General features: G+C 56.5%; 9 protein-coding genes. 2 read left to right on the forward strand and 7 right to left on the reverse strand.

Annotated elements, in window-relative coordinates:
- Positions 1-4: 4 nt before the first annotated feature.
- Positions 5-4,891 (reverse strand): alpha-2-macroglobulin, encoded by a 4,887-nt coding sequence (locus KVT28_RS13960; RefSeq protein WP_217548981.1) that lies wholly within the window; start codon positions 4,889-4,891, stop codon positions 5-7.
- 147 nt (positions 4,892-5,038) lie between these two features.
- Between KVT28_RS13960 and sseA the strand changes: the two genes are divergently transcribed.
- Entirely contained in the window at positions 5,039-5,878 is an 840-nt protein-coding gene (gene sseA, locus KVT28_RS13965) for a 3-mercaptopyruvate sulfurtransferase (protein ID WP_101763482.1), read from the forward strand.
- 30 nt (positions 5,879-5,908) lie between these two features.
- Here the strand turns inward: sseA and sseB are convergent, their stop codons facing one another.
- From sseB to trmJ, 5 genes are all read right to left on the reverse strand, one after another.
- Positions 5,909-6,676 carry an enhanced serine sensitivity protein SseB gene (sseB, locus tag KVT28_RS13970; protein WP_101763481.1) on the reverse strand — a complete coding sequence of 256 codons (768 nt, stop codon included), beginning with the start codon at positions 6,674-6,676 and terminating at the stop codon, positions 5,909-5,911.
- 49 nt (positions 6,677-6,725) lie between these two features.
- Entirely contained in the window at positions 6,726-8,012 is a 1,287-nt protein-coding gene (gene pepB, locus KVT28_RS13975; RefSeq protein ID WP_101763480.1) for an aminopeptidase PepB, read from the reverse strand.
- A 62-nt stretch (positions 8,013-8,074) separates the two neighbouring features.
- Complete coding sequence (locus KVT28_RS13980) at positions 8,075-9,247, reverse strand: IscS subfamily cysteine desulfurase (protein WP_101763479.1); 1,173 nt, start codon at positions 9,245-9,247, stop codon at positions 8,075-8,077.
- Positions 9,248-9,335: 88 nt separating this feature from the next.
- Positions 9,336-9,833, reverse strand: a complete 498-nt coding sequence (iscR, locus tag KVT28_RS13985; RefSeq protein ID WP_008108287.1) for a Fe-S cluster assembly transcriptional regulator IscR — start codon at positions 9,831-9,833, stop codon at positions 9,336-9,338.
- A gap of 135 nt (positions 9,834-9,968) precedes the next feature.
- Positions 9,969-10,712, reverse strand: a complete 744-nt coding sequence (gene trmJ, locus KVT28_RS13990) for a tRNA (cytosine(32)/uridine(32)-2'-O)-methyltransferase TrmJ (RefSeq protein WP_110868266.1) — start codon at positions 10,710-10,712, stop codon at positions 9,969-9,971.
- Positions 10,713-10,833: 121 nt separating this feature from the next.
- Between trmJ and suhB the strand changes: the two genes are divergently transcribed.
- Entirely contained in the window at positions 10,834-11,637 is an 804-nt protein-coding gene (gene suhB / locus KVT28_RS13995) for an inositol-1-monophosphatase (RefSeq protein WP_217548983.1), read from the forward strand.
- Positions 11,638-11,674: 37 nt separating this feature from the next.
- On the opposite strand, the gene KVT28_RS14000 is transcribed toward suhB, so the two are convergent.
- Positions 11,675-12,688, reverse strand: a complete 1,014-nt coding sequence (locus KVT28_RS14000) for a hypothetical protein (protein ID WP_101763476.1) — start codon at positions 12,686-12,688, stop codon at positions 11,675-11,677.
- Between the last annotated feature and the right edge of the window lie 165 nt (positions 12,689-12,853).

The following is a 12,853-nucleotide window of genomic DNA, read 5'->3' on the forward strand; positions in this document are numbered from 1 at the left end:
ATGCTTAACGCACATTGAGTTTTTCCGGCGTGCTGCCAATCGCGCGCCATTCCGGCACATACATCGATTCCACCTGCGGCGGCGGCAGGCGATAGCTGCCCGGCGTCACCGCTCGCGCCAGATACAGCAGCGTGCCCGGCGTGTAGCCATCGAGCGCCAGCGCGGCGACGAAGCGGTCGTCACGGAATTCGATGTGCTTGATGTTGGCTTGTTGCATATCCATCATGCTCTCTTTCAGCGCATCGGCACTGTCGCCTAAACTGGCGCTGCTGTCGCTCAGGTTCTGGTTTTCCAGCTCCAGTCCGGCAGGCAGCAGATCCACCACCAGCGCATCACTGACGCGCTCGCTGGCCGCGACGTTAAGCCGCACCACCAGCAGCTCGCCACTTTTCAGGTTGGTGAGATCCGCCGGCTTACCCTCCAGCGTGAAGTACTCACGACTGATCTGCAGCACGTTGCTCATCGGCGACGGTGCGGTGCGCGGATACCCCACCACATTCAGCGTGCCGTAAAGCGGCGATGCGTTGTCGCTTTTCACCGACACGCCCTGACGCAGCTGATCTTCCGTCATGGCAATATTGAGCGGCTGATCACTGCTGAGCGGTTCCGCTTTACCCTGCAGGGTCGCCTGCCAGCTTTCGCCTTTGTGCTGCTGTAAGGTGCGAGCGGCGAGGAACAACGCGTTGTTTTCCTGGGTCGAGAACCAGCGCTGTCCGTGCACGGCTTTTGCTAGCTCGATCAACAACGGACCTTGCATCTCCGGCAGCAGCTGGTTTTCTGTCAGCAGCGACAGAATCAGCGCGCGATCTCGCACCGGGCTGCCGTAATCGCCGAGCCAGCTGTTGGGTTTACGTTCCAGGCCAATGCCCTGCGCCAGCGCCAGTTGCGCGCGCTGTTGATCGCCCATCAGCTTCAACGCCACGCCAAGTTGCACCATCGCCAGGCTCGATTTAGCCCGATCGCGCTTTTCATACAGCGCACGCAACGCACCGAGCGGCGCCTGCTGCTGACGCGCCAGCACCAATCCGGCATAAGCCTGCACGCTGAAACGCAAGCCATCGGCATCGCTGCTCCAGCTGGTTTCGATCTGCGCGGGATCCTGCAGGTAGCGCAGCAGACGTTCGTCGGCACGGGTAATCACGCCATCCGGCACGCTGTACCCGGCTTCGCTGGCGCGCAGCAGGAAATCGGTGACGTAAGCCGTCAGCCAGAACTCTTCCTGACTCTCCTTGCTCCACAAACCAAAGCTGCCGTTGCCGCGCTGCATGCCGGCAAGACGCGCGATGCCGGTATCAATTGAGGCGCGACGCGCTTCATCGTTACTGGTTTTGATGCCCATCGCCGTCAGCTGCGCATGATTGGTGAACACCGACGGCCAAATACCGCTGGCGGTCTGTTCAAGGCAACCATAAGGATAGGCATACAGCGAACGGATATAGCTGGCGATATTCAGCGGTGGACGGTTACTGAGCGACAGCTGTCCGCTCAAGGTATCCTGCTGCAAGCCATTGAAGGCGCTGGCCATCACCTGCCAGTTCTGGCCGGTTTGCATCACGTTATCGAAACTCAGCGTTTGTGCCGGATACGCCGGTCGCACACCAATTTTCCATTTACGCTCGCTCGCTGCCAGCGTTTCACCCGGCAAACTCATGCCGGAAACCCTGACCTGTACCTCGCCTTCACCGAAGCCGCCCAGCGCTTTGACTGGAATTTGCAAGGTGGTGCGCGCGCCTTGCGCCAGCTGCACGCTGGCAGGGATTTTGCCGTTCAGGACGATCTGGCCGCTGGCGCTGACGTTGATTTTCAGCGTTTGCGGTTGATCGGTGAGGTTAGTGAGATCCAGCGCCAGCGTAGATTGATCGCCGTTGGCCAGGAAGCGCGGCGTCGCCAGTTCACTGATCAATGGCGCGGCAACCACCAGCTTACGATCGGCCGACCCGAAGCTGTCGTCACTCCACACCTGCGCCATCAAACGCAATTCGCCATTAAACGCCGGAATCGGCAGTTCCAGCATGCCTTCGCCATTGCCATCCAGCGTTACGGGCTGCAACTGCTGCGCCACGATCTGCACGTCGGTGACCGGTTTTTTGCCGCCGCGCGACAGCGCATCCGCATCGTCGGCGTCACCACCAAAGCGCAGCGCGGCCAGTTTGCCACCGCCTTCAATCAGTTGACCAAACACATCGTATTGATCGGCGTTATAGCGCTTGCGGCCAAAGAACGCTTCCCACGGATTCGGGGTTTTGTAGTCAGTGATGTTAAGCACACCGCTGTCCACCGCCGAGAGTAATACCTGAACCTGCTTCGGTAATGCGCCACCTTCACGGCTGGCTTTGACCTGCACTTTTAGCGTCTGCTCAGGACGGATTTTATCCGGCGCGTCGAGCGCTAAGCTGAGGCGGCGCGCTTCGGTCGCCATCGGCAGATGCAGTAACCCCACCGCGCGCTTCGGCGTGACGCCGCTGGCCTTGTCGCCGTCGCGCACCACGATGGCGCTGAGATAAAGATCGTGTCGCTTCCAGCTGTCCCTAATCGGTACATCAATGGTTGCGCCGCCCGCCGGAACCTCCAGCGGTTGCCACCACAGCGTGCCGCTGCTGGATTCCACCATCAGATAGCCTTTGCCGGCAGCAGGCGACTCCACCTGTACGTGTGCGATGTCGCCCGCCTGATAGGCGGTTTTATCAATTTTCAGTTTGACCTGATCCGGACGCAGCGCGCCGGTGCCGTTGGTATTGTCCTGCCACCCATATCCGGCCTGGAAGCGTACGCTGCTAATGATGTTGTCGCCGGCATGCACTTCCAGGCGATAGGTGCCCCACTCCACCGGGAAACTCACTTTCTGGCTGCCGCCCGCCGCAATAGAGATGCGCTGCTGATCCTCCTGCAGATCCTTTTGATCGAAGCGCGATTGCCAGCCTTCGCTGTCAGAGAAGCTCCAGTAATAGTCGCGGCGTTCGTGGATCAGGCGCACATCAAGATCTGACGCCGCCAGTTTTTCGCCCTGCGGATTGGCGTAGACCACGTCGAATTCCGCGAGGCTGTTTTCTGCCACGGTCGGCTCATCGTGATAACGATCGCTGCGATAGTCATATACCGATTCACTGCTAAACAGCGGACGGATGCCGGGCAGCGCCGCTGCCGGCCAAATCGCCTGAGTCGCGCGGCGCGTCACCGGACGGCCGCCGGTTTCCAGCAGGCTGGCTTGCAGAATCAGATTGAGCGGTGAATGGATCTCTTTCCAGCTGCTCTCAACGTTAAGCTGCAGCTTGCCGCTCTCATCCAGCTTCTCATCCACATCATCGAGCGAACGTTTCAGCTCTTCAGTGATGTCGCCAAATTGATAGCCGGGCAGCGCGGCCACCGCTTCACGCGCGGGACGCAGCAACAGCTGCCCTTGCAGCTCGTTACCCGCAGCCGGCGCGCCGTACAGATAGCGGCCTTCAACAACAAAGGTGACGTCCTCATCCGGCGCCACCGGCTGCGCGCTGTTGGTCAAATCCAGCGCCATGCGCTCCGGCAGGAAATCTTCGACGTGGAACGTCCAACTGCGCGGCTGGTTGTCGCCACTGTTGATACGCAGCGTCCATTCGCCGGTCATTGCGGAAGCCGGTATCGCGAAGCGATGTTGATAGATGCCGTTCTCCGGCTGCCAGACAAAGGTCTGCGACACTTCGCCATTCGGCTGCACCACGTCGGCTTTCACCGGCTGCGGCGGCAACGGTTTGCCATCAGCATCACGCAGCAGCGCGTTGACGATCACCGTTTCACCCGGACGATAGAGATCGCGCGGACCAAATACGAACAACTGTTTGTCGTAGCCTTGCGGTCCATCAATCGGGAACTCCGCCAGATCCAGCGCCGGACGATTAAGATCGATCAGCGAAGTTTGGTCCTTTTGTGTCGCCAGCAGCAGCTTGCCTTTAGCATTCGCCGGTAAACGCAAATGACCGTAGCTGTCGCTGGTGCCACTGGCGAGTTGTTTGCCTTTCTCATCCAGCAGCTGCACGCTAACGTCATCAAGTGGCGCGCCATTGGTCAGGCTTTGGGCAAACAGTTCCAGCTGTTCAGGGAATTGGTGCAGCGACAAACCGATGTCGCTCAACGTAAACAGCGTCGCCGGTTGCGTGTAGTTGTAGGTTCCGGCCTGTTTCATCACCGCCAGATAAACGCCCGGCTGCTTCAGCGCATCGACATCGCCCAGCGGCAGCTGCATTTTCTCGCGCGTGTTGCGTGCCGGATTAAGATCGAAGCGGGCGCCGTAAACCAGATCGGCATTTTTCAGCAGCTCGCGTGATTCCCAGTACGACATATTGTTGCCGTAATTCCACTGCGCCAGAAAATCGGCCAGCGAGGCGTTTTTCACGCGGAAGAAATCGACGTCGACGTTATTCACATTCAGCGCCAGCACCGGCAATCCCTGCGTCAAACGCAGCGGCAGTAGCGATCCGCGACTGGCAAAACCCACCATCGGCTGGATATCGCGCGTGGTGAGCGATTGGCTAAAAGATTTCGATAAGGTGCTGCCATCTGCTGCTTTGAGACCGGCATCGACATTAACCGTCAACTTGCGCGACGGTTCAGGATGACGAAAACGCAACGCTTTACCGTTTGGCGCCAGCTCCCAGCCGCCATCAACCTTGCCGCTTTTCTCATCGATAATCTGCACGCGCGCAGCGAAATCCTGCTTCGCTTCAAGCGGCGTGTTGAAGGTCAACACCAGCGCGGCGGCGCCGTCGAGTTGCAGCTCGGAGAGATCGATAACCGACAGCGATTTCTGCGTTGCTGTTGCGGTTGCCGCTTCCTCCGCGTGTATCGTCAAGGTCCCGCCGCCCAGTAATCCAGCACCGAACAGCGCGCTGAGCAGCAGCCGGTTAAAACGTTTTGCCATGGTAATTCCCTCACCAGTCCCAGAAGTTAAGAAAACGTCATTCCGCGCAATTTCACATCAACCCGCCAACTTTAGCAATCACACCCTTGAGATAGCGTTCACATTCCCGGAGACTGGTCGTTTCCCGTTTGCTGAGAAGAGGTTGCTATGACAGCCATGTTTGTGTCCGCTGATTGGTTGAAAGAACATTACACCGAGGAAACATTGCAGGTGCTTGATGCCCGCATGTTACCGCCTGGCCAGGAAGCCGTACGTGATGTGCAGGCTGAATATCTGGCTGGTCATCTGCCGAATGCGCCGTTCTTCAATATTGAAGCCTTGTCCGATCACACCAGTGCTTATCCACACATGATGCCCCGCGCCGAATCCTTTGCGGTGGCAATGCGCGAATTGGGCGTCAGCCAGGACAAACATCTGGTGGTGTATGACGAAGGCAACCTGTTTTCGGCTCCGCGTGCGTGGTGGATGCTGCGCGCCTTTGGCTGCGAAAACGTGTCGATTCTGGCCGGAGGATTACAGGGCTGGAAGGCAGCCGGTTTCGATGTCGCAACCGGCCCGGTTAGTTTGCCGGAAGGTGAATTCGAAGCGACTTATGATGGCGCACAGGTGAAACGTCTGACCGATGTGCTGCTGATCAGCCACGAAGGCGGTGCGCAGATTGTCGATGCCCGTGCGGCGAACCGTTTTAACGCCGAAGTGGATGAACCGCGTCCGGGCTTGTTGCGCGGGCATATTCCCAACAGCCTGAACGTGCCGTGGAACAGTTTAGTGGTAAATGGTGAATTGAAACCGGCAGCGGAACTGCGCGATCTGTTTGCTCAGGCAGGGGTAAAACTGGATCAGCCGGTGATTGCCAGCTGCGGTTCGGGTGTCACGGCGGTGGTGGTGATTCTGGCGCTCACCTCGCTGGGTGTGCGGGATGTGACGCTGTACGACGGTTCGTGGGGCGAATGGGGCAGCCGCGACGATTTACCGATCGAGAAGTGATAGCAGGTCGCCATCAATGGCGACCGCGCATTATATAATCCGCTGACTGCCCTTAAAATCGCGCAGGAAACTGCCCCAGCGACGTTCATAGAACGGCGTGATGTGGGCAGTAAAGAAGTGGCTCACGCCACGATCTTCATTAACCACTTCACAGATATCAATGGGCGCATCATCCGCAAGCGTATCCGTCGCTACACCGCCCGCCGCCTGAATAATCTCATCGATATCGCTATCAGCTTCGATACCAATCAGCAGGTTCGGTGCTTCGCTAGCGCTTTCACGAATGCTGGCGATGTAAGCACGGCGTACCTGTTTGTACTTGGCAAACAGTTGCGTTAACGAATCAATCATCTGCGCTGGCGGCTCGGCCACTTCGGACAACAGCAACGCATGACCACCTTCCAGCACGGTTTGCTGGCTCAGCGCACTGCCCTCTTCGCCAATCAAATGGGCGATTTCACCCGGCGAAAACTCTTTACCCGCAGGCAGTTTCGGATTGAGGAACAGCGTTTCGCCTTGCGTGATCTCAAACAGCGTGCGCACCGGCATGCGCAGGTAAGGCTGTTCATCTTTGATGGCCTCGCCCATCGCCTCTTCCGAGGTGAAGAACGGGATCACGCTGCCGCCACCCTCTTTTTCCCAATGCTGTAATTCGACCGGCGAAGTCGCATCAAACTGTTCGGCGGGACTTTCGCCTGGCACCCATACATCGGCTTCCAGCAGCAGCTGGAAAAATTCCGGACGGTGCGCAGGCTCAGTAGCCGCCAGCTTCAGCACCTCTTCAAGACGGTTACTCATTTATCGTATTCCAAAAAAGACGGCAAGCTTGCGCCTGCCGTGATGAGGATTATTTCAGTAACAGATTGGCGACGGTGCGCACACCCAAACCGGTCGCACCCGCGGACCACTGATCCACCGCGCTTTTGCGGTACGTCGCGGAGCAGTCAATGTGCAGCCAGCCTTGCTGATATTTGCTGACGAAATGCGATAGGAACGCCGCCGCACTGCTGGCACCCGCCGCATGTGACGGGCTGGCGATGTTATTCAGATCGGCAAAGTTTGAAGGCAGATGGCTGCGATGGAACTCGGCCAGCGGCAGACGCCAGAAAGCTTCGTTTTCGCCGGTTGCGCTGCCAAGCAGCGATTCCGCCAGCACATCGTCAAAGGTAAACAGCGCGTGATAATCGTTACCCAGCGCGGTTTTCGCCGCGCCGGTCAGCGTTGCCGCATCGATCAGCAGTTCAGGATTTTGCTCGCTGGCATCGATCAGGCCATCGGCCAATACCAGACGACCTTCCGCATCGGTGTTCATCACTTCCACGGTTTTACCGTTGCGATAGCGAATGATGTCGCCCAGACGGAAGGCGTTGCCGCTGACCATGTTGTCTGCGCAGCATAGATACAGTTTCACGCGCTTATTCAGACCGCGCGAAATCGCCAGCGCCAGCGCGCCAGTCAGCGTTGCCGCGCCGCCCATGTCGGACTTCATTGAGTCCATGAAAGCGCTCTGCTTCAGGCTGTAACCGCCGGTATCAAAGGTGATGCCTTTACCGACCAGACAGGCGTAAACCGGCGCATCTTCATCGCCAGTTGGATTGAAATCCAGCGCCAGCAACACCGGTGCGCGCGTGGAGCCGCGGCCCACGGTGTGGATACCGGCGTAACCCTGAACACGCAAATCGTCACCTTTGGTGATGCGATAGCTGACTGCTTTGCCGCCCACTTCGTTGATCAGATCAACCGCGTTGTGCGCCAGCTGTTCCGGGCTAAGATCTTCCGCCGGCAGGTTGATGGTGTCGCGCACCCAGTCAACAATCTTCAGACGACGTGCAAATTCAGCCTGATCGTCTTCATTGAATTCCGGCCACTCGACCTGACGTTTGCCTTTCGGGCTGCGGTAGCCTTGCCAGAACGCCCAGCACTTTTCCACATCCCAGCCTTCGCCCTGCAGCGAGACGTGACGAATGCCCTGGCCGTCCAGCTTGCGCCCCGCGCGCTGGATGCTCATCAGCGCGTCTGCGCCAGTCAGGTGAACGGTCATGCCACTTTCGTTGCTGCTCAGCAGCGCTTTGTCACCCCAGCGCGCATCGGCGGCCTGGGAGCTGAGCGTAATTATCATCGGTTGTGTTGTCATCGCGTGGCTCCGTTTGCGTTAGGTGTCACCTTGCGCCAGAACCGGCGCAAGGGGTGCATGAATTAGCGGGCGTTTGCCGCAGGCGAAAGTGCCCGCAGACGTGTTACCGCTTTGTTGACCAGCTCGATAGCGTACTCAATTTCCTCTGCGCTGGTGAAGCGTCCGAGCGAAAAACGCAGCGAGCTGTGTGCCAGCTCCTGCTCAACGCCCATCGCGCGCAGCACATAGGAAGGTTCGAGACTGGCCGAGGTACAGGCGGAACCGGATGACAGCGCCAAATCTTTCAGCGCCATAATCAGCGATTCGCCATCGACGTGGGCAAAACTAATATTGAGGATGTTCGGAGCGCCCTGCTCCAGCGAACCGTTGAGGTTCACGTTACCCAATTGACTAATACCGCGCCACAGACGCTGGCGCAGCTCGGCCAGACGCGCCATTTCGCTGCCCATCTCTTCACGCGCAATACGGTAGGCTTCGCCCATGCCGACAATCTGATGCACCGGCAACGTGCCCGAACGCATGCCGCGCTCGTGACCGCCACCGTGCATCTGTGCATCAATTTGCAGACGCGGTTTACGACGCACCCACAGCGCGCCGATGCCTTTCGGTCCATACAGCTTGTGCGCTGAGAACGACATCAAATCCACCGGCAGTTCAGTGACGTCAATCGGCAATTTGCCGACGCTTTGCGTGGCATCAACGTGAAACAGGATGTCACGCGCACGGCACAGCGCGCCGAGTGCGGCGATGTCCTGAATCACACCGGTTTCATTATTGACGTGCATCAGCGATACCAGCACCGTGTCGTCACGCAGTGCAGATTCGAGCATCTGCGGCGTAACGATACCGTCGCTGCCCGGCTTTAAGAAGGTGACATCAAAGCCTTCGTGCGCCAGTTGCTGGCAACTGTCTAGCACCGCTTTGTGTTCGGTTTGGCTGGTAATAATGTGTTTGCCGCGCGCCTGATGGAATTGCGCGGCACCTTTGATCGCAAGGTTGTCCGCTTCGGTCGCGCCGGAGGTAAAAACGATTTCACGGGGGTCGGCATTGACCAGCTCAGCAATTTGATTGCGAGCCACATCAACAGCTTCTTCAGCCTGCCAGCCAAAACGGTGGGAACGGGACGCGGGGTTACCGAAAGTGCCATCCATTGTGAGGAACTGCATCATTTTGGTGGCAACACGCGGATCCGCAGGCGTAGTGGCTGCGTAATCCAGGTAAATCGGTAATTTCATTGCGCTAAAACTCCGTATAAAAAATCATACGTCTTTATAGCACATTCGGCCTCGCCCGTATGAACAGGAAAGGCCGAAGGAGAACTGATTAAGCGCGCAGATTAACGTTGATGGTTTCTTGCACACGATGCTGCTGGAAACGACGATTGTCGACGGTATTCTGACGATCGGCCACTTCGAGGATTTCCTGATTATTCACCAGTTCCGCCAACGTGATGTTGTTGAGGAAGTCGCTGATGCGCTCACTCAGATCACGCCACAAAACGTGGGTCAGGCAACGCTCGCCGCCCTGGCAGCCCTCTTTGCCCTGGCATTTAGTGGCATCGACAGATTCGTCAACGGCGGTAATAACCGCGCCCACAGCAATCGCGCTTGAATCTTTGCCTAACAGATAACCGCCACCTGGACCACGAACGCTGGCCACTAAGCCGTGCTTACGCAGACGTGAGAATAACTGCTCCAGATAGGACAATGAGATGCCCTGACGCTCAGAAATGTCAGCTAGCGGCACCGGGCCCTCATTGGAGTGCAGTGCAACGTCCAGCATAGCGGTTACGGCATAACGTCCTTTGGATGTCAGTCTCATAGCATACAACCTCGTAAGCGTCCGTCCGGTTATCGGCGGGTTATCTGAAGAATTGACGCCAGTCTGACATTCCTGAGTAAAACGGTCAACTATTTAACCAAGTAAATTGCTCAACTATTTAACCAACTGTTTTACTCAACTATTATCCACATTACCTTTGCGCTTTTCGAACGATGCCATCATGCCGCGCAGGATGTTCAGTTCGTCGCGTTCGGGGCGCGCACGTGTATATAAACGACGCAGCTTGCTCATCACCTGGCTTGGCGTGCCTTCACGGATAAAGCCGCTGTTCAGCATCATCTGTTCGATGTGCTGATAGAAGCGCTCCAAATCGTCAACCAGCGGATACGGTGATTCGACAGGCTCTTCCGTCGGCGCGGCTTTTTCCTGCGCGTCCAGCCAGGCCATGCGCACTTCGTAAGCGATGATCTGCACCGCCATCGCCAGATTCAGTGAGCTGTATTCCGGGTTCGCCTGAATCGCGACGTGATAGTGACATTTCTGCAACTCTTCGTTAGTCAGGCCCACGCGCTCGCGGCCAAACACCAACGCCACCGGCGCCTGCTGGCCCTCTTCCACGCTTTTAATGCCGCACTCGCGTGAATCCAACATGGGCCACGGCAGTGAACGTGAACGTGCGCTGGTGCCAACCACCAAACTACAACCGGCAATGGCTTCATCCATGGTATCGACAATGCGCGCATTACCAATGACATCGCTGGCACCGGCGGCGAGGGAAATGGCCTGTGAATCTGGTTTCACCAGCGGATTGACCAGATAAAGGTTGGTTAAGCCCATGGTTTTCATCGCGCGTGCGACGGAGCCCATGTTGCCGGTGTGCGACGTTTCTACCAGTACGATTCGGATATTCTGCAGCATAATTAGAAGCGGTCAGGGAAATGATGGCGCGCATCCTAACATAAAAAGAGGACATTTGCTGAACACGCTGATATACTCCGCGCCGTTTTCCCCGTTCTTTAACATCCAGCGAGAGATACCGATGCATCCGATGCTCAACATAGCCGTGCGCGCCGCGCGCAAGGCCGGAAATTTAATTGCCAAGAATTATGAAACCCCGGACGCTGTCGAAGCCAGCCAGAAAGGCAGCAACGACTTCGTTACCAATGTTGACCGTGACGCAGAACGTCTGATTATCGAAGTAATTCGTAAATCGTACCCGAAACACACCATCATCACCGAAGAAAGCGGTGAGCTGGCGGGCGAAGATCAAGACATTCAATGGGTAATCGATCCGCTGGATGGCACCACCAACTTCATCAAACGTTTACCACACTTCTCAGTTTCTATCGCTGTGCGCATCAAAGGCCGCACCGAAGTGGCTGTGGTTTACGATCCAATGCGCAACGAACTCTTTACCGCCGTACGCGGTCAGGGCGCTCAGCTGAATGGCTATCGCCTGCGCGGCAGCACGGCGCGCGATCTGGATGGCACCATCCTGGCGACCGGCTTCCCGTTCAAGTTGAAGCAGCACGCAACCCCTTACATCAACATCGTTGGCAAACTGTTCACCCAGTGCGCTGATTTCCGTCGCACCGGTTCGGCGGCGCTGGATCTGGCTTACATCGCTGCAGGTCGCGTTGATGGTTTCTTTGAGATTGGCCTGAAGCCGTGGGATTTTGCGGCGGGCGAACTGCTGGTGCGTGAAGCGGGCGGCCTGGTGACTGACTTTACCGGCAACCACGGTTACGTGATGTCAGGTAACATCGTTGCGGGTAACCCACGCGTAGTGAAAGCAATGCTGGCATCGATGCGTGAAGAGTTAAGTGAAGCGCTGAAGCGCTAAATGCGAGAAGGCGGCTGAATCAGCCGCCTTTTTTTTGTTACCGACGTTCGTGGCTTAATACCTGACGCGGCTGCGTCCTGCGACCCACGCGCCCCAGCAATGCTGCCAGTACTGCTTCAATCACCAGCATAAAGAAGGTGAACCAGCTCGCTTTCGCCGTTGCCGCCGCCGCTTGCTCAGCCACTTCACGGGCTTTTTGCTCCGCCTGCTGTTTCAACTCCTGATACTGTTGCACGGCTTTTTTATAGCTCTCCTCGGTTTGAGTTACAATCTGCTCAACCTCTTGATCGCTTTTACCGGTGCGCGCTTTGATAATATTTTTCAGCGCATCACGATCGGCAGCTTGCAATGTATCTGAGTGACGATTCATAACGCCTTTCAACCAATTAGCCAGATCATTATCAGCATTCTGTGGATTTTGTGCCGTTTGCTCTGCTTGATTTTGCGCGTTATTGGCTTCGTTATTTACATCCTTTTGCAGATTCTCAGGTTGTAATTCTGTCTTGCCGGTTTGACGCAGCGTAGTTTGTAATTCGTTTTTTAAATCATCTAAATTGATATTACTTTCCTGCAGCTTCTCTTTTGCCATATTGGTTAGTGATGGCGCCGCTGCGGAAATTCCATTACCCACGGCATTTACGCCGGCGCCTAAAATATTAAACGCACCGCCAATAACGCCAGTCGCCAGGGTAATCGCGAGCCATAATGTCAAAATGGTGCTAACACCAAACATCAACAAACCATGCATCGCCCCTTCGCGCTGCGCCAGACGCCCCGCAACGTAGCTACCTACGCCCATGGCAATCAGCATACTCACGCCGGTCCAGATTAACGCGCCGGTTCCCAGATGCTGCAGCGGATTTTGTTCCTGTTGTGGATCGATGGTTGTTGCACCAATCGCTGTACCCAATATCCCCAATAAAATATGAATGATTAGCGCAGCGATAACGCCGGCAAATACTGCGCTCCATGAAATACGTTTTAATGGTAGGCCGCCATGCACGTCGTGCACCGTATCTACGCTGCCATTATTAATCCGAGTTTCAGGCATCGTTTTCTCCTCGCAGAATATTTCGCTGAAATTTTATAATTGCTAATCCACCAGGATATTGACTGGTGTAATTGAGCTTAGACAGAGAAATCTATTTTCACCAGCGCGCTAAGCGGAGATATTTAATTAACTGTTGAGGGGGAGAATACTTGCAACAGTGGAATA

This window comes from Pantoea sp. GbtcB22 (assembly GCF_019091025.1).
Lineage (GTDB): Bacteria > Pseudomonadota > Gammaproteobacteria > Enterobacterales > Enterobacteriaceae > Pantoea > Pantoea leporis.